We start from the raw sequence: 16,811 nt of genomic DNA on the forward strand, positions 1-16,811 counted from the left end.
AAGTGTGGTGTTCCGACTGCCCTTCCATGGGCGGTCACCCGGTCCTATCGGTCGCTAGGCGGCGGTGATGAGAAGTTTCGATCGAAAGTTCTCAGGCGTGGGAGACGAGCCCGGGCGCGAGCACGTCGAGCTGCACCGCGAGCTCCGGCTCGTCCTGCGGCGCGACCGCGGCGAGGGCAGCCTCCAGTGCCGGGAGCGCGCGCGCGTCGTCGTAGGCGAACAGAGCGAGCGCGGCTGCTCGTGCGCGCTGGGTTGCTGGCACGTCCGCTGCCGTGGCGGTCGCGACGAGCGGGCAGTACTCCGCCAGGCCGGCGCCGCGCTGGCGGGCGGACCACCTCGCTGCCTCCTCGAGGCCGGCGAGGTCGTGAGGGAAGCTCAAGCGGCTACCGCACAGCAGGGTGGCCAGGTCGGTAGGACGTACCTGTGCCATGGCGCCGAGTACGGCGCGCCCGTCCTGGTGGTCCTCCTGCGTGCACACCACGGCCAGCACCTGCCACACGTCATCCGGCAGGGCGTCGATGAAGGCGCGGACGCCCTCTTCCCCCAGCCAGGTCATGAGTTCCCGCGGCCCCCCGGGCAGCACGCCGGCCCGAGCGGCACGTTGCGCCGTGCTCAGCGCTTCCGCCGCGCGGCCGAGCTTCCACAGTGCCCACACCTCGTACTGGGCGTAGTCGGCACGCCGAACGCGCCGGCCGAGGGCGTCGACCATCGTGGCCGGGATGCAGTCGAGGGCGTCGAGGGTGCGCTCGGCGGACCCTTCGCTCGCGGCGACCTGCACGAGGACGACGTCGGCCCACACCCGGTTGCCCGTCACCGCCGCGAGCCGGTCGACCCAGGTCCGGGCAAGCTCAGGCCGGCCGCTCTTGCGTGCCGCCGCAAGCGCCATGGACCCCGCGAGGAGCTCCATGGCGATGTTGGCGAGCGCTCCGCCGTCGTGGATCTCCTCGGCGAGTTCGAGCGCCTCGTCAGTTCGCCCCACGGCACTGAGCGAGCGGGCCAGGTTCGCCTGCTTCATCGCGTACCCCCCGGGTCGCTCACCACGGCTCGGGCCGGCAACCTCGAGCTCCCGCTGCGCGAGCTCGAGGTTGCGGTAGGCGCGCTCGGCCATCGCCTCGGGCCCCTCCGAGTAGCCGGCGTGCCGGATGGACGTTCCGGGCAGCGGACGGATGACCATCGGGCGTCCGGGACGGTTGACCACCTGCTCGTGCAAGGCGCCGGCGTAGGTACCGTCCGCACGGCGGAACAGGCGGATCGAGGCGACGGGAGTGTCGGCGGCACCGGGGGCGACGACTCGCGCCGCGATCGTCACGGTGAGGAAGTTCGCCCGCGGCTCACGAAGGTGGCGCCGGACCCTGCGGGGTTCGCACTCGAAGGTCTCGTCCGCGTCGACCTGCAGGATCCACTCTCCCGTCGCGTGCTCCAGTGCACGGTTCCGGGCGTCGCCGAAGTCGTCGTTCCAGTAGCCCTCGATCACCGTGTCGGTGAACTGACGCGCGATCTCGACGGTGCGGTCGCTCGAGCCGGTGTCGTAGACGACGATTTCGTCCACCCACCGCACCGACTCGAGGCAACGCGCGAGGTAGTCCTCCTCGTCCTTGACGATGAGGACGGCTGAGATGGTCGGGTCAGGCTGTCGCGCCACGGGGGTCTCCTCGAAGGGTGGATTGAGGTCTCCCCCGGTCCCATCGACCAACGTGACGCGATCCTGAGCCGAAGCTAGACCGCTTCGCTGACCACCGCAGCCGCGGTGACCTCGACCACCGTCTGCAGCGCCGTCGCGCTGGCCCGCTGGGCGACGGCGGCGTAGTAGGCCTGGCGGCGCTTCTCCGCGACGCCGGGCTGCTCGGAGGCCACCGGGGCGAGCTCCGGGTCGAGCGCCGTGTTCATCGCATCGCGCAGCATGCCCAGGGCCTGCGTCCGCAGCTGGCTGACCCTGGACTGGGTGACACCAAGCTCGGCGGCGATCTCGACGACCGGGCGCTCCTCGAAGAAGATCCCCTGGACGACGACGCGCAGGTTCTCGGGCAGCTCACCGACGCCGGCGGTGAGGTAGCGCAGACGCTCGTCGACGACGACGCGCTCCTCCGGGCTCGGCGCCCTGTCGCTGATGCTGCCGGTGGCGTCAGTCGTGTCGGCGTCCAGGGAGACGACGCGGCGCTGCGCGTCGTCGCGGATGGAACGCAGCTCGTCGACGCCCACGCCCATGGCCTGCGCCAGCTCGTCCGGGCGGGGGGCGCGACCGAGGTTGCCGGTGAGTCGCTCGGTCAGCTCGGCCAGGCGGCGGGCGCGCTGGCGGGTGCCCCGGGAGGCCCAGTCCATGCCGCGCAGCTCGTCGAGGATCGCACCGCGGATCCGGGTGGAGGCGTACCGCGCGAACGGGACACCCAGCTCGGCGTTGAAGCCTCGGGCGGCCTGCACCAGTGCCAACGACCCGGCAGCGGCGAGCTCGTCGCGCTGCACGTGGGTCGGAACCCGTCGAATCATCTCACTCACGTGATAGCCCACGAGCGAGAGGTGCTGCTCGATGAGTTCGTCCTGCTCGCGACGCTCCAGCGCCATGGTCCTACCCCCAGGTCGGGACCCGTCGCGACGCGAGCAAGTCCCTGCAGTTGTGATCGTTGAGTGTGGCCGTCGTGCCGATCTCGTCCGAGATTGCCCCGACATGTGACGACTACTCCGTCAGCATGCTGGCTCCTCCTCCGAAAGTACAAGGGCGCCGCTTTGTGATGTGGCTCACAGTGGTCTTAACGAATCGCTCCTGCACCGCATCATCGACGCAGTAGTGGGTCAGAGGTCCCGCAGATACGTTGCGTGCCCTGTGACGGCTGTCTCCTGCGAAGGAAGGAAGGCTTGTCGCAAGGAGGAACCGGGGCCCCATCGCTCACACCGGCCCCGGTACTGCCGATGGACAGGACCGTGATGGTGAACGCAACGGCCCCGAACGGAGAAGTGACAATGCTCGGCTCTCTCTCCGACCTCCTCTGGCGCGAGCGCGACATGCTCGAGTCGCTGCGCTACCGGCTGGAGGTCGAGCATCTGCTCCTCGCCGCCGGCCGCACAGAGCTGCTGCCCCTGGCCGTGCGCGAGGTCGACGACGTGCTCGCCCAGATCCGGACGGCAGAGCTGGCCCGCGCGGCCGAGGTCGCCGCGGCCGCCGCCGCGCTCGCCCTGGCCGACGGCGCGAGCCTCCTCGACCTCGCCACCGCGGCCCCGGCGCCGTGGGACGGGATCCTCCTGGAGCACCGCCTCGCCTTCCTCACCCTGACCACCGAGATCGCCACGGTCGCCGAGACCAACCGCGACTTCCTCATGGCCAGCCACCACGCCACGCAGGAGACGCTCATGTCCCTGCACGAGAGCGTCGACGTCTACGACGAACGCGGCAGCACGTCGCGCGGCATGGCCGACGCCCACCTCGTCGACAAGTCCCTGTGAGAGGACACGCATGAGCTCCTTCGCCGCACTCAACGGTGCCTTCACCGCCCTCACCGCCCAGCGCATCGCGCTCGAGGTGACCGGGCAGAACATCTCCAACGTCAACACGATCGGCTACACGCGCCAGCGCGCGGGCATGGAAGCCATCACCGGCACCGCACGCCCGACGATGTTCGCGACGTCCGGCGCCCCAGCGACCGGCGTCCGCGTCACCTCCATCGACCGGCTCGGCGACATCTTCCTCGAGACCAAGCTGCGCACCCAGACCTCCTCCACCGCCCGGCTCGAGGCCGTGGCCGGCAGCTGGTCGCTCATGGAGACGACCCTCAAGGAGCCAGGGGAGAACGGCCTCGCTGCCGGCCTGGACACGTTCTTCACCTCGTGGGACGACGTCGCCAACCGACCCGACGACGCCGCGGCCAGGTCCGTGCTGCTCGGCAACGCCACCGCCCTCACCTCGGCCATCGCCAACGGCTACCGCGCCGCGGCCAAGCAGTGGGACAGCACCCGCGAGCAGGCCGCTGCCATGGCCGTCGACCTCAACACCACCGCGGCCGCCGTCGCGGACCTCAACGGCCGGATCCGCGACGCCCAGGTGGCGGGCGACAACGCCAACGGCCTCATCGACCAACGCGGGGTGCTCCTGGACGGGCTCGCCGCCATGGTCGGCGGTGAGGTGCGCGAGCGCGCCGACGGAAGCGTCGACGTCATGGTCAGTGGCAACGCGCTCGTGCGCGGCGACCGCGCCTACGCCGTCGCCGTCCACGGCAGCGCGACGCTGGCCGACCTGCGCTCCGCGGGGACAGAACCGCCCGAGGGTTGGGGCAGCAAGGAGGGACCGGCACGCCTCGTATGGGCCGCGACCGGCAGCTCCGCGGCCGCGTCCGGAGGCCGGGTCGCGGGCCTCCTCGACGTCATCGCGCCAGATGGGCCGGTCGCCAACCTGGCGAGCTCCTACAACGAGCTTGCCACCACCGTGGCGGCCGAGGTCAACGCCCTGCACTCCTCCGTTCCCGGCGCGGACGGGACCTCGCGCGACTTCTTCGCGTTCTCCGCCGGCGCCACGCCGCCCGCCCTGTCCCTCGGCGTCGCCGTCACCAGCGACCAGGTCGTCACGGGCAACCCCGGCGAGGTCGACGGCACCCTGGCAGCGCGGATCGCCGACCTCGCCGGGGCCCGCGACCAGTGGGCCGGCGCCGTCACCGAGATCGGCGTGAGCAGCCGGTCGGCCACCCGCCGGGCGCAGGCCGCCGAGAGCACGCGGGCCACCGCCGAGTCGCAGCTGCTCTCGCAGACGGCCGTCGACCTCGACGAGGAGAGCGTCAACCTCGTGATGTACCAACGTGCCTACGAGGCCTCGGCGCGGGTGATGACGACCATCGACCAGATGCTCGACACCCTGATCAACCGCACCGGCGTGGTGGGAAGGTAAATCGATGATCGGCCGCGTCACTCAGCAGGGGCTCCAGCGAGCGTCCCTCAACCAGCTCCAGTCCAACCTCTCCGAGCTTGCGCGACTTCAGGAGCGGCTCACCACGGGCAAAATCATCACCAAGCCCTCCGACGACCCCGCGGGCACAGTCGACGCCATGCGGCTGCGCTCGGACCAGCGGACGACGGCGCAGCAGGCGCGCAACACCGCCGACGGCGACAGCTGGCTCACCACGGTGGACAGCGCCCTCAGCGACGCCCTCACCCAGCTGCACGGCGCCCGGGACCTCACCGTCCAGGGCGCGAGCACCGGGTCCCTGGGTCCCACGTCGCGCAGCGCCCTCGCCTCCGGGCTCCGAGCCGCCGCGGACGGCCTGCTCGAGGTCGCGAACACGACGTACCTCAACCGCTCCGTCTTCGCCGGCACCTCCACCGAGGCGGCCTACACGCTGACCGAGGCCGGGACGGTCACCTTCAGCGGCCGCCCCGGCGCCGAGGTGCTGCGCCAGGTATCGGACACGACGAAGGTGCGGGTCGACTCCCCGGGCTCGGAGGTCTTCGGGGTGGACGTCGTCGACGCCGCCGGCGAGCTGGTGCGCGACCCCGCCACGGGCGAGCCGGTCGGCATGTCCGTGTTCACCCTCCTGCGCGAGGTCGCGGCGAAGGTCGAGGCCGGTGACCCGGACGTCGGCCGGTTCCTTACCGAGATCGACTCCCGGACGAACGCCTTCCTCGGTGAGGTCGGCAGCGTCGGCACTCGGCACAAGCAGGTCCTCCATGCGAAGGACGCCCTCGAGACGCGCAAGATCGCGCTGACCACCCAGCTGTCCTCCGTCGAGGACGCGGACCTCGCCAAGACGATCGTCGACCTCCAGCTCCAGGAGGTCGGTTACCAGGCTGCACTCGGGGCGACCTCCCGCGTGCTGCAGCCCAGCCTGTTGGACTTCCTGCGATGAGCGAGGACACCATGACCACGACCATGGCCGTCGAGACCGAGGCCGCCCTTCACTTCGTCACCCCGCCGCCGGGGCTGAGCCCGCTGACCGAGTTCACGCTCAGCGCCGTCACCGAGGAGCTGTACTCGCTGCGGGCGGTGGACGCGGACAGCGTCCGCCTCTTCCTCGTCGACCCCCGCCCCTACTTCCCCGGCTACGCCCCCCGGGTGTCCGAGGAGACCCTCGCGGAGCTCGGGACCCCGGACCCGGCCGTCCTCGTCGTCGTGCGTCCCGGAGAGGGCGGCGCCCCGACGGCCAACCTCCTTGCGCCGGTGCTCGTCGACCTGGCGACCGGAGCCGCGATGCAGACGATCCTCGAGAACAGCGACCAGCCGCTGCGCGCACCACTCCCCCGCTGACTCGGGCCGACGCCGTCCGTAGGACGACGTCGGCGGCGGCGGCTACTCTCAGGAACCACCGGAGACCCCCGCCTCCCCGGGCACCGTCCCCCTCCGCACGGACGTGCTCGACACGAATCAGAAGGGCGTGACCATGCGCGCGCTTTCCGACTTTCTCTGGCACGAACGCGACGTGCTCGACCTCCTGCTGCACCGGCTGGAGACCGAGCGCGCCCTCCTCGAGACGGGTCGTACCAGGCGCCTGCCCCGAGCCGCCCGCGAGATCGACACGGCGATCGAGCAGCTGCAGAATGCCGAGCTCGCACGTGCCGCGGAGGCCGCCGCCGCCACCCAGGTGCTCGGCCTGCCCGCCACCGCCTCGCTGCTCACCATCGCCGGGACCGCGCCTGTCCCATGGGGGGACATCTTCCTCGACCACCGCGCCGGCATGCGGAAGCTGGTCGACCAGATCATCGACCTCGACCACGGCCGACTCACGACCACCACCGAGGTCGGCGGCATGGACATGGGCACGATGGCGGACGCCGACGCCGAGCTCACCGAAGCCGTCATCGAGCTCGAGCTCGACCGGCTCGGACGATCCGCCGCCGACAACCGTGGTGCTGCCCTGCACCCGGGACTGCTCGAGTTCCTCGCCTGAACCGCTCAGGCGTCGCCCAGAGCGGCGCTGACGAAGCGCGTGAACAGAGCGTCGTAGACCGGCTCACGGCCGGCGGCCACGGGCTCGGAGGCAAGCACCAGCGCCTCGGCCAGCCCGGCGCGGTGGGCGGCGAGCACGGCCGCGCCGACGGCCACCGCCTCGCGCTCCCCCACCACCCGTAGCGGCGCCGGACCGGCCGCCGCCTTGGCGCGCAGCCACGCGGAGCCACCCGCAGACGCTGAACCGAGCACGCACACCTGCCCTGCGGCTGGGTCCGCACCCGCCAGCTCGGCCTGCGCTGTGAGCATCCAGCGGGCCTGGAGCGCCAGGCCGTCGAGGACGGCGGCGGCGAGGTCGACGTCGTCGTGCCCGGGGACCCGGCCGACGACGACGGCGCGGGCCCACGGGTCCGGGCACGGCGCCTGCCGGCCGCGCAGGTAGGGCAGGAGCAGCGGTGAGCCGGCGCTGCGGGGGCGAGAGACGGCGTCGTCGAGGAGGGACGCGAGCGCGGGGAAGCCACCCACCCGTTCGGCCCACCACGCGAGGACGCCGCCCGCCGTCGCCGAGCCCGCGACGAGCGCCTCGTGCCTGCCCTCGACCGTGCGGACGAGGCTCATCCCGGCCGTGGCCACCGCCACCGGGTCGGGGCGGGAGGTGAGGACCCGGACGACGGACTCGGCCGTGCCGACGGAGTCGGCGACGTCCCCCGGTGCCCGCACCCCCGCCGCCCACGCGCCGACGGGGTGGTCGTGGCCGGCGACGACAACGGGCGTCCCCGCCCGGAGCCCCCACGTGCCGCCCGCCCGCACCCGGCCGGCCACCTCCCCGGGCGTGACGACGGCGGGCAGCTGCTCGGGGCGAAGGCCGACGGCGGAGAGCAGCCCGACGTCGAAGCCCTCCGGGACCGGCTCGCCGGGCGCGGGGAGCCGGTAGGCCATGGTGCGCCCCGCGAGCGTGTGGTCGGTGGCGAGCCGGCCCGTCAGCGCGAGGACGACGAGGTCCGCGGCTCCCGCCCAGCGCGCCATGCCCGCCCAGCGGTCGGGCGCCTCAGCCCGCAGCTGCGCCCACACCGCGAGCGGCACCTTGCCGCTGGGCCGCACACCGGTCGCGGCGAACAGGGCGCCGGCGCCGTACGTGGTGGCAAGGACGGACGCGTGGTGCTGCGCGCCCGAGGGGTCCCAGCGGACGAGGTCGCCCAGGGGCACGCCGTCGCCGTCGAGGGGCACGCCGGTCTCCGCCATCGACGCCACGCCGACGGCGGCGACGTCGGCCCCCACCTCGCCGACGAGTCGCGCGACGGTCCGCTGGAGCGCGACGCCGCCCGCCGGGGTGGGCGCGGACGCCTGGGCGACGACCGTGGCCCGTCCCCCGGTGATGTCGACGGCGACGGCCTTGACGTTCGTCGTGCCCACGTCCAGCCCCAGACTGCGCATGGCCCCATCCTGCCTGCGTCTGTCCACCACCGTCCCGGCCCGGGGAGGCGCGGGTCGTACGCTGAGGCGGTGATCGAGCTCAAGACACCCTCCGAGATCGAGGCCATGCGCCCGGCCGGCCGCTTCGTCGCCTCGGTGCTCGAGGAGCTGCGCCGCCGCGCTGACGTCGGCGTCAACCTCCTCGAGCTGGATGCCCTGGCGCACGAGATGATCCGCAAGGCGGGCGCGGAGTCCTGTTACATCGACTACCACCCCTCCTTCGGGGCGCGGCCTTTCGGCTACGTGCTGTGCACGTCGGTCAACGACGCCGTCCTGCACGGCCTGCCCCACGACTACCGGCTGCGCGACGGCGACCTCCTGTCGGTCGACTTCGCCGCGAGCGTCGACGGTTGGGTGGCCGACTCCGCCATCAGCCTCGTGGTCGGCACGCCTCGGCCCGAGGACCTGCGGATCATCGAGGCGACGCAGGTGGCCCTCGAGGCCGGCATCGCGGCCGCCGTCGTCGACAACAAGATCGGGGACGTCTCGGCGGCCATCGGCGCCGTCGCGTCCGACTACGGCTACCGCGTCAACGTCCAGTTCGGTGGCCACGGCGTGGGCCGCACGATGCACGGGGAGCCGCACATCGCCAACGACGGCCGGGCCGGGCGCGGCCTGCGGCTGCGCCCGGGGCTCGTCGTCGCGATCGAGCCGTGGTTCATGGCCGGCACCGACGAGCTGCGCACCGACCCCGACGGCTGGACCCTGCGCAGCACCGACGGCTCCCGCGGCGCCCACAGCGAGCACACCGTCGCCGTCACCCCCGACGGCCCGGTCGTCCTCACCGCCGGCCGCAGCGACTGACCGCGGCGGCGCTCAGGCGGCCGGGGCGGCAGTCCAGGCCAGGAGGTCGGCGGGGCGGTCGGTGATGATCCCGTCCACCCCCAGCGTCCTGGCAGCGGCCCAGTCCGCAGGCTCGTTGAGGGTCCACGGCGTCACCGTGAGGCCCGCGGCCTGGGCCCGGCCCGTCACCTCGGGCCGTGTCCGGAGCACTGCCTTGTGCGGGTTGCAGGCGCTCGTCTCCAGCCGCCGGCAGAGCTCGAGCACTCCGTCACCCGCCTCCTTGACGAGCAGACCGCGGCGCAGTCCCGGAGCGACGGTCGCGAGCGCCGCCACCGTCGTGGCGGAGAAGCTCTGCGCCAGCACCCGGTCGTCGAGCCCGCGGAAGGCGACGGCGTCTGAGACTCGGCGGACGTCGTCGCCGTCCCAGGTGCCTTTGACCTCGAGGAAGAGCTCGACGTCGCCGGCGGCCACGAGCAGGTCGAGCACGTCGGTGAGAACGGGGACGCGCTCGTCGACGAACCGCTCCCCGAACCACGCGCCCGCGTCCAGGGCCGTGACCTCTGCGGCCGGCGTAGCGGCGACGGGCCCTGACCCATCGGTCGTGCGGTCGAGCGTCTCGTCGTGGATGACGACGGGCACACCGTCACCGGTGAGCCGGACGTCGATCTCCACGCCACTCGCCCCGCACGCCACCGCCGAGGCGATCGCGGCGAGGGTGTTCTCGGGAGCGGCGGAGGAGTTGCCGCGGTGCGCGACGACCCTCACCGGGAGGCCACCGGGACGTCGTCGTGGCCGGTGCGGCGGGCGACTGTCGAGTCGAGGTCTCCCTGGGGGAAGGCCGTCATGTGTCTCTCCGAGGTGGGGTGCTGATGAGCCACGACCCACGCTACGAGGTCGATCACGCCAAGTGGCCGAAGTTCAGGAAGTTGCCCGCAAGAGTTCACCGACCGTTCACGGGGTGCCGCCCGCCGTCACACGGCCGTCATAGGTCCCACCTGAGCAGCGTGGGGGAGGCTTCTCAGCCCGCGGCGCGGGCGGCCGCGTTGGCGAGCTGGTCGACGATCTCGTTGTAGGTGTCGCCCGCGTGGCCCTTGACCCACTCGAGCTCGGTACGCCCGGTGCGGGCGTCGATGAGCGCGATGATCGTCTGCACGATCTCGAGGTTCTCGGGGACCTTCCCGTCGGCCTTCTTCCACCCGCGTCGCTGCCAGCCGCGCCCCCAGCTGGTGGCGATGTTGATGACGTACTGGGAGTCGGCCCGGACGAGGAGGTCGCCGTCGGCACCTGCGTGCTCGAGGGCGTAGCGCAGGGCGAGAAGTTCGCCGATGTTGTTCGTGCCATGGTCCAGGCCGCCGGCCCCGGTCTCCCCGGTGCGCTGATTCACCCAGGCCCACCCGGTGGGGCCGGGGTTGCGGATGGCCGAGCCGTCGGTGGCGTAGACGTGGTCGAAGGCGGAGTAGTCCTTCGTGACCGGCGGGGCGGTCACTGCAGTCTCCTTGGGGCCACCGAGGAGGGTGAGGACCTCCGAGGTGGACCAGACGTAGAACTCCGTGCCGTCACGCATGGTCGTCTTCTTCGCCAGGCCCTGGGACACGGCCGGCTCGGTGGCTGTCGAGCCGGACTTCAGCCCGAGCTCGGTGAGCCTGGTCCCCACCTGCCGGGCGTCCAGCCCGACCTGCTTGCCCAGCTGTGTCTGTGTCGACCATGCGGCCACGGATGAGTCCCTTCGGTTGGCGGCCCCCTATCCTCCCTCATCCGCGCTCATCAGCTGGGGAGACGACCGGGTCGGGTGCGGGGACTCCGCGTCCACAACCCGTGCTCTCCAGGTGCGTGACGACGTCGACCACCGCCCCGACCATGCTCCGGCGATAGTGAACTCGGTCGGCATCATTGCGAAAGAACCGTGTCGGTGCCGCACGCGGGAGCCCCGGCTCAGCACCCCGTGCCCCCATTGCGCCGAGTGTCGCGGTAACGACTTCCGGCGCCTGGTACGGGAGCGTGCCCATCCGGGCGAGAGCCGACGGCGGAGTGCTGCTCGGAGCCGCCTGTCGGAATCGAACCGACGACCGTCCGCTTACAAGGCGGGTGCTCTACCAGCTGAGCTAAGGCGGCGCGGGCGCAATCCCGTCCACAGGGGACGGAGACCTGCCCACCGGGGCGGGGCCGCGTGGCCCCGCCCCGAGAAGTCTGCCAGACGTCGTGGCCGGGTCAGGCCGCGGCGTCGGTCACGGCCTGGGCAAGGGCGCCCGGTTCCTGCCAGCCGGTGAAGGGCTCGCCGTCGATGAGGATCGTGGGCGTCCCACCGATCTCGTCGCGACGCGCCTGCTCGGTGGCGCCCTGGACCCAGTCGCTGTAGCGGACGTCGCCGAAGGTCTCGATGACCTCCTCCGGGACGTCCACCTCGCGGGCCGCGTCGGCGATCTGCTCGTCGCTCAGCGGGGTGGCCCCGCCCTCGTCCTGTGCGGCGAAGAGCTGGGCGTTGAACTTCGCGAAGTGCTCGGGGGACTGGGTCGCCACCTCGGCGAGGGCGCTGGCGCCGCGGACGTTGAAGTCCGAGCCGCTGATGTAGGCGATCGGGTGGTAGTTCACCGTGACCTCGCCGTTCGCGGCGAGCTCCTCGAGGACGCCCTCGTTCACGGTCTCGAAGGTCCAGCAGTGGGTGCACAGGTAGTCGAGGTAGACGTCGACCACGGGCGCCCCCTCGCTCACCGAGCCGACGCCGTCGGCGCCGAGCTGGATGGCGCCACTCTCGATGGCGCCCGCGGGCTGGGAGTCGACGCCCTCGAGCGGGTCGGCGTTCCGGGAGTTGATGATGGCGAAGAGCGCGGCGGCGACGATCGCGATGAAGACGACGACTCCGGCGATGACGAGGACGCGGTTGCGCTTCTCGCGGCGCTGCTGGGCCTCGCGCAGTTTGCGGGCCTGCTCGCGCGCGGCGTCGCGGCGCTCCTGCTGCTTGTTCACCTTGGCGTTGGACATGAGATCTCCTGGTGTGGGGAGGGCGCGCGTGCACCCGTGGGTCTGGCGGTCCGCCGTGCGGCCGGCGCGCTCGTTCCCGCGGCGGGAGGGGGAGCTCAGGCCGGCAGGGCGGCAGGCGGTCCGCGCAGCAGCGGGACGGCCGCGGGAGTGCGCCACGTGGGCACCGTGAAGGTCCCGACGGCGGCGCCCAGACGGGCGGGCACGACGATCGGCCGCGGGGCCGGCTGCCGATGCCACGGGGTCAGCCGGGCGATCCGCGCCAGCGAGCGCCGGACGACGGCGCCCACTCCCCAGCTGCCGGCGAGCACACCGGCGTGGAGGAGCAGCATCGGCACGGTGAGCAGGACGACGGCGGTGAGCACCTGCTCGCCCTCCCCACCCAGCGCGACGCCCGTCGTCGGGCACTCCGCCGCGGGTCGCAGGAGGGCAAGGTTGACTCCCACGTGCGCGATGCCCCCGGGCACGCTCACGCATCGGGTGACGTGGACCGTGCCGCTGAGCAGCGCCGCGAGGGCAGGCAGCAGCGCGGCCACGGCCATGAGGAGGCCGGGTCGCGCGAGCAGGCGGGTGCGGGGCACCGGGTCAGCGTACGTGTCGCGCCCGCCCCGTGGCGATCATCACGGTGATGACCTCCGGACAGCCGCTTCAGGCGGGCTCGGGCAGCGGGCTCCACACGGGGTCGGGGGCGCTCCCGCCGAGGACGACGGCGCCCAGCACCACCGCCGTCGCGAGCGCCACGAGGACGACTCCGCGCAGCACCGGCGCCGGCAGCCCGCCGAGGACGGCACGGGCACCCTCCCGCGCGGACGCGGACGGCGGGACGACCCAGGCGAGCGCGAGCCCGGCCGCCGCTGCCGCCCAGGTAAGTGCCGGCGTCGTCGTGCCGTCCTCGACGCCGGTGCCGTGCGCCGCCCACCAGCCCCCGCCCGCGACGACGACGGCGAGCAGCAGTCCCGGGAGCGCCGCGCCCGCCGCCCACAGCAGGTGGGCGGGCGCACCGAGCCAGGCACGCGCCGCGTCCGAGCGTCGGGGGCCGCGCCTCAGCCGCACCGCCCGCAACCGCTGGGTCCCCCGTCCGACCGCGCCGAGCACGACGAGGAGCAGCGCCACCCCGACCAGCCACGGGCCTGGCGCGAGGAGCGCGAGCGCGCTGAGCCCGAGGCCGAGGGCCGTCACCGCACCGGTCCGCCGGCGCGGTGGCAGCGCCCACTCAGGGGGCTCGATCGGCACGGCGCCACCCCAGCCGGGTGGGGGCTGCACCGGTGCGAGCGGCTGCTGCTGCACGGGCGCCGGCTGCCACGGCTGGGGCTGCCAGTCGTGCTGCTGCGGCTCCTGCCACGGCGCGGACCGCCAGGGCGCCTCCGGGGCCGCCTGCCACGGCTGCTGGACCGTCTGCGGAAGGGGCGCGTCGGCGACCGCCGGGAGCGCGCGCGTCTCGGCCGCCGGGGGACGGGGCGAGGGCAGCACGGAGGTTCGCGCGACGGCCGGGGGCTGCGGCGGCGCGAGCACAGCCGTGAGCGCGGGCCGGTGCCAGTCGCCGTCAAGGGCGGCCAGCACCTCCTCCGGCGGGAGGCGGCGGGCGGGATCGGGCTCGAGCGCGGCCGTCAGCACCGCCGCCAGGTCGGCGGGCAGGCCCTCGGTGTCAACGAGACCGGTGCTCACCCGGCCGAGCACCGCCTGGATCGTCCCGCGGCCGAAGGGCGGGCGGGCGGTGGCCGCGAAGGTGAGGACCGCGGCCCACGCCCACCAGTCGCCGTCGGGGCCGGGGTCGGCGCCGGCGATGACGTCCGGGTCGAGGTAGCCCGGCGTGCCGGTGACCATCCCGGTCTGGGTGAGGCGCACGTCGTCGGCCACCTGGGCGATGCCGAAGTCGATGATGACGGGACCGTCGGCGGCGAGCATGACGTTGCCGGGCTTGAGGTCGCGGTGGGTGACGCCGGCGGCGTGGATGGAGCGCAGACCGGCGGCCAGCCCGTGAGCGAGCCCTCCGAGCTCCTCGGCGTCGAGCGGTCCGTGCTCGCGGACGTCGTCCTCGAGGGTGGGCCCGTCGACGAGCTCGGTGACGACGAAGGCGGTGACGCCGTCGACCTCCGCGTCCAGCACCCGGGCCACGCCCTGCCCGCGGACACGGTGGAGGAGCTCGACCTCCCGGCGCAGCCGGTCCCGGGCCGCGGGGTCGGCCGCGATCGACTCGTGGAGGACCTTGACCGCCACCCGGTTGCCGTCCGCGTCGAGCGCCTCGTGCACCGCGCCCATCCCGCCGGCGCCGATGCGCCGCACGAGGTGGTAGCCGTCGATCCCCTGCATGACGACAACCTACCCAGCCGACCGGCCGGCGCCGCGGTCCCCATGCCGCCGGGACCGGCCCCAGGTAGCCTCGGCAAAAGGATGACCAAGGAGGAACGAACACCTGATGCCTGCCGGTGAGCACTCGATCGTCGTCGTCGCCAACCGCCTTCCCGTCGACATCACCACGGGCCCCGACGGCTCCGTCGACTGGACCCGCTCCCCCGGTGGCCTCGTCACCGCGCTCGCGCCGGTCATGCGGCAGCACGAGGGAGCCTGGGTGGGTTGGGCGGGCAGCCCCGACCTGTCCCTGGACCCCTTCGAGGCCGACGGCATCCGCGTGTGGCCCGTCGCGCTGAGCGAGCAGGAGATCGCCGACTACTACGAGGGCTTCTCCAACGGCACCCTGTGGCCGCTCTACCACGACGTCATCGTCCCGCCGGAGTACCACCGCAAGTGGTGGAACGCCTACGTGGCCGTCAACCGCCGCTTCGCGGCCGCCGCGGCCGAGGCCGTCTCCGAGGGCGGCACGGTATGGGTGCACGACTACCAGCTCCAGCTGGTCCCCTCCGTGCTGCGGATGCTGCGGCCCGACGTCCGTATCGGCTTCTTCAACCACATCCCCTTCCCGCCGGTCGAGATCTTCGGCCAGCTCCCCTGGCGGCGGCAGGTCGTCGAGGGGCTCCTCGGGGCCGACCTCATCGGCTTCCAGCGCTCCTCGGACGCCTCGAACTTCATGCGCGCGGTGCGGCGCCTCACGCCGCTCACCACCAAGGGCCGGACCGTGACGGTCGGAGCCCGGTGGTCGCGGCCCGAGCGCCAGGTGCGCGCCGGCGCCTTCCCCATCTCCATCGACACCGCCTCCTTCGACGAGCTCGCCCAGAGCGAGCCGGTGCAGCAGCGCGCCGTGGAGATCCGCCAGGAACTCGGCAGCCCCGACGTCCTCCTCCTCGGCGTGGACCGCCTCGACTACACCAAGGGCATCCGCCACCGGCTCAAGGCCTTTGGCGAGCTCCTCGCCGACGGCCGCGTGACACCGCCGGAGACGACGCTCGTCCAGATCGCCAGCCCCTCCCGCGAGCGCGTGGACCAGTACCGGCAGCTGCGCGACGAGATCGAGGTGACGGTCGGGCGCATCAACGGCGACTACGGCGTCCTCGGCAAGCCCGCCGTCCACTACATGCACCACTCCTACCCGGCCGAGGAGATGGCCGCCCTGTATCTCGCGGCCGACGTCATGCTCGTCACGTCCCTGCGGGACGGGATGAACCTCGTCGCCAAGGAGTACATCGCCGCCCGGCGCGACCTCGGCGGCGTTCTCGTACTCAGCGAGTTCACCGGCGCCGCCGACGAGCTCGGCCAGGCGTTGCTCATCAACCCGCACGACGTCGACGGCACCAAGACCGCGATCATGCGGGCCATCGGCATGGAGCCGCGGGAGCGGCGACGACGGATGCGCGCGCTGCGCCGCCGCGTCGTCGAGCACGACGTCCAGCGTTGGGCCGAGGACTTCCTCAGCGCCCTGTCCACCGGAAGGAGCGAGGCATGAGCGAGAACCACGACCCGGGCGTCCCCGGCCCGGGGGTCGACGTCCCCCTGTTCGTCCAGCACATCGAGGAGATCCTCGACCAGGCGCTGCGGGGGCTCGCCGCCCAGCCCTCCATCCTCGTCGCGCTCGACTTCGACGGCGTGCTCGCGCCCCTCGTCGACGACCCCACGGAGTCGCGGATCGTGCCGGCCGCCGTCGAGGCGCTCGCCCGGCTCGACGCCCTGCCCGGCGTCCACGTCGCGCTCATCTCCGGACGCGAGGCCACCTCGCTCGTCTCCCTCGCCGAGGTCCCGGTCGGGACCCGCATCGTCGGCAGCCACGGCGCCCAGCGCGGGCACGTGGGCCTGTCCCCCAGCCAGCTGCCCGAGCTCGTCACCGAGCCGCTCGCGCTCAGCGACGAGCAGGCCACCCTCCGGGCCGAGGTCCTCCGGGAGGCCACCGACCTCGCCGGCCGCTACGAGGGTGCCTGGGTCGAGACGAAGCCGGCGTCCGTCGTCGTGCACTCGCGCCGGTGCAGCCCGCAGGACGCTGCCGCCCTCGCCGACGCCGTCCTCGCCGGGCCGGCCACCCGGTCCGGGCTGCGCGTGCAGGAGGGCAAGTCCGTCGTCGAGATGGCGGTGGTCGACACGACCAAGGGCGACGCCGTCGCCGAGCTGCGCGCCGACGTCGCCCCCCACGCGGTGCTCTTCGCCGGTGACGACGTCACGGACGAAGATGCCTTCGCCGTCCTCGGGCCGCAGGACGTGGGCATCAAGGTGGGCGACGGGCCGACCGCGGCCGGCTACCGGGTGGCCGACCCGGACGAGATGGCCGCCGTCCTCCTGCGTCTCCTGGAGCTGCGCGAGACCGTGTGATCCTGACGACACCGGGACCTGTGACTGT

The 16,811-nt window shown here is 73.2% G+C and carries 16 protein-coding genes and 1 tRNA gene; 8 read left to right on the plus strand and 9 right to left on the minus strand.

Annotated features, from left to right (window positions below; all coding sequences use genetic code 11):
* Positions 1-91 precede the first annotated feature (91 nt).
* Together M3148_RS13375 and M3148_RS13380 are read right to left on the minus strand one after the other, a co-directional pair.
* Complete coding sequence (locus tag M3148_RS13375) at positions 92-1,642, minus strand: glycosyltransferase (RefSeq protein ID WP_251305202.1); 1,551 nt, start codon at positions 1,640-1,642, stop codon at positions 92-94.
* Positions 1,643-1,716: 74 nt separating this feature from the next.
* On the minus strand, positions 1,717-2,559 hold the full coding sequence (locus M3148_RS13380; RefSeq protein WP_251305203.1) for a sigma-70 family RNA polymerase sigma factor: 843 nt from the start codon (positions 2,557-2,559) through the stop codon (positions 1,717-1,719).
* 396 nt (positions 2,560-2,955) lie between these two features.
* On the opposite strand from M3148_RS13380, the gene flgN reads away from it, so the two are divergent.
* From flgN to M3148_RS13405, 5 genes are all read left to right on the plus strand, one after another.
* The gene (gene flgN / locus M3148_RS13385; RefSeq protein WP_251305204.1) at positions 2,956-3,435 is read left to right on the plus strand and encodes a flagellar export chaperone FlgN; all 480 of its coding nucleotides are present in this window, start codon (positions 2,956-2,958) and stop codon (positions 3,433-3,435) included.
* A 10-nt stretch (positions 3,436-3,445) separates the two neighbouring features.
* Positions 3,446-4,867: a flagellar hook-associated protein FlgK gene (gene flgK, locus M3148_RS13390; protein ID WP_251305205.1), complete on the plus strand. Its 1,422-nt coding sequence runs from the start codon at positions 3,446-3,448 to the stop codon at positions 4,865-4,867.
* Positions 4,868-4,871: 4 nt separating this feature from the next.
* On the plus strand, positions 4,872-5,822 hold the full coding sequence (flgL, locus tag M3148_RS13395; protein WP_251305206.1) for a flagellar hook-associated protein FlgL: 951 nt from the start codon (positions 4,872-4,874) through the stop codon (positions 5,820-5,822).
* A complete protein-coding gene (locus M3148_RS13400; protein WP_251305207.1) occupies positions 5,819-6,220 on the plus strand; it encodes a flagellar assembly protein FliW in 402 nt (133 codons plus the stop codon). The genes flgL and M3148_RS13400 overlap by 4 nt, the downstream gene beginning before the upstream one ends.
* 172 nt (positions 6,221-6,392) lie before the next feature.
* Positions 6,393-6,860 (plus strand): hypothetical protein, encoded by a 468-nt coding sequence (locus tag M3148_RS13405; protein ID WP_251305208.1) that lies wholly within the window; start codon positions 6,393-6,395, stop codon positions 6,858-6,860.
* A 5-nt stretch (positions 6,861-6,865) separates the two neighbouring features.
* Here M3148_RS13405 and M3148_RS13410 read toward each other — a convergent pair whose 3' ends face one another.
* The gene (locus M3148_RS13410) at positions 6,866-8,293 is read right to left on the minus strand and encodes an FGGY-family carbohydrate kinase (RefSeq protein ID WP_251305209.1); all 1,428 of its coding nucleotides are present in this window, start codon (positions 8,291-8,293) and stop codon (positions 6,866-6,868) included.
* A gap of 69 nt (positions 8,294-8,362) precedes the next feature.
* On the opposite strand from M3148_RS13410, the gene map reads away from it, so the two are divergent.
* On the plus strand, positions 8,363-9,136 hold the full coding sequence (gene map / locus M3148_RS13415) for a type I methionyl aminopeptidase (protein ID WP_251305210.1): 774 nt from the start codon (positions 8,363-8,365) through the stop codon (positions 9,134-9,136).
* A gap of 12 nt (positions 9,137-9,148) precedes the next feature.
* Here map and M3148_RS13420 read toward each other — a convergent pair whose 3' ends face one another.
* The 6 genes from M3148_RS13420 to M3148_RS13445 form a co-directional block, all read right to left on the minus strand.
* Positions 9,149-9,880: a glycerophosphodiester phosphodiesterase gene (locus tag M3148_RS13420; RefSeq protein ID WP_251305211.1), complete on the minus strand. Its 732-nt coding sequence runs from the start codon at positions 9,878-9,880 to the stop codon at positions 9,149-9,151.
* A 253-nt stretch (positions 9,881-10,133) separates the two neighbouring features.
* Positions 10,134-10,829, minus strand: coding sequence for a ribonuclease H family protein (locus tag M3148_RS13425; RefSeq protein ID WP_251305212.1), 696 nt, complete (start codon positions 10,827-10,829; stop codon positions 10,134-10,136).
* A gap of 325 nt (positions 10,830-11,154) precedes the next feature.
* Positions 11,155-11,227: transfer RNA gene (locus tag M3148_RS13430), tRNA-Thr, on the minus strand.
* 96 nt (positions 11,228-11,323) lie between these two features.
* A complete protein-coding gene (locus tag M3148_RS13435; protein WP_251305213.1) occupies positions 11,324-12,094 on the minus strand; it encodes a DsbA family protein in 771 nt (256 codons plus the stop codon).
* Between the two features lie 95 nt (positions 12,095-12,189).
* Entirely contained in the window at positions 12,190-12,672 is a 483-nt protein-coding gene (locus M3148_RS13440) for a hypothetical protein (protein ID WP_251305214.1), read from the minus strand.
* A 67-nt stretch (positions 12,673-12,739) separates the two neighbouring features.
* Positions 12,740-14,401 (minus strand): serine/threonine-protein kinase, encoded by a 1,662-nt coding sequence (locus tag M3148_RS13445; protein ID WP_251305215.1) that lies wholly within the window; start codon positions 14,399-14,401, stop codon positions 12,740-12,742.
* Positions 14,402-14,507: 106 nt separating this feature from the next.
* Between M3148_RS13445 and M3148_RS13450 the strand changes: the two genes are divergently transcribed.
* Positions 14,508-15,929, plus strand: a complete 1,422-nt coding sequence (locus tag M3148_RS13450) for an alpha,alpha-trehalose-phosphate synthase (UDP-forming) (protein WP_251305216.1) — start codon at positions 14,508-14,510, stop codon at positions 15,927-15,929.
* On the plus strand, positions 15,926-16,783 hold the full coding sequence (otsB, locus tag M3148_RS13455; protein WP_251305217.1) for a trehalose-phosphatase: 858 nt from the start codon (positions 15,926-15,928) through the stop codon (positions 16,781-16,783). The genes M3148_RS13450 and otsB overlap by 4 nt, the downstream gene beginning before the upstream one ends.
* Positions 16,784-16,811: the final 28 nt, after the last annotated feature.

Source organism: Georgenia satyanarayanai, assembly GCF_023715365.1.
GTDB classification, from domain to species: domain Bacteria; phylum Actinomycetota; class Actinomycetes; order Actinomycetales; family Actinomycetaceae; genus Oceanitalea; species Oceanitalea satyanarayanai_B.

Bases quoted from the DNA above. Each gene is read 5' to 3' on its own strand.
- M3148_RS13410 (WP_251305209.1), bottom strand. From the start codon at position 8,293: ATGCGCAGTCTGGGGCTGGACGTGGGCACGACGAACGTCAAGGCCGTC.
- M3148_RS13445 (WP_251305215.1), bottom strand. From the start codon at position 14,401: ATGCAGGGGATCGACGGCTACCACCTCGTGCGGCGCATCGGCGCCGGC.
- flgL (WP_251305206.1), top strand. From the start codon at position 4,872: ATGATCGGCCGCGTCACTCAGCAGGGGCTCCAGCGAGCGTCCCTCAAC.
- flgK (WP_251305205.1), top strand. From the start codon at position 3,446: ATGAGCTCCTTCGCCGCACTCAACGGTGCCTTCACCGCCCTCACCGCC.
- M3148_RS13400 (WP_251305207.1), top strand. From the start codon at position 5,819: ATGAGCGAGGACACCATGACCACGACCATGGCCGTCGAGACCGAGGCC.
- flgN (WP_251305204.1), top strand. From the start codon at position 2,956: ATGCTCGGCTCTCTCTCCGACCTCCTCTGGCGCGAGCGCGACATGCTC.
- M3148_RS13435 (WP_251305213.1), bottom strand. From the start codon at position 12,094: ATGTCCAACGCCAAGGTGAACAAGCAGCAGGAGCGCCGCGACGCCGCG.
- otsB (WP_251305217.1), top strand. From the start codon at position 15,926: ATGAGCGAGAACCACGACCCGGGCGTCCCCGGCCCGGGGGTCGACGTC.
- M3148_RS13380 (WP_251305203.1), bottom strand. From the start codon at position 2,559: ATGGCGCTGGAGCGTCGCGAGCAGGACGAACTCATCGAGCAGCACCTC.
- M3148_RS13450 (WP_251305216.1), top strand. From the start codon at position 14,508: ATGCCTGCCGGTGAGCACTCGATCGTCGTCGTCGCCAACCGCCTTCCC.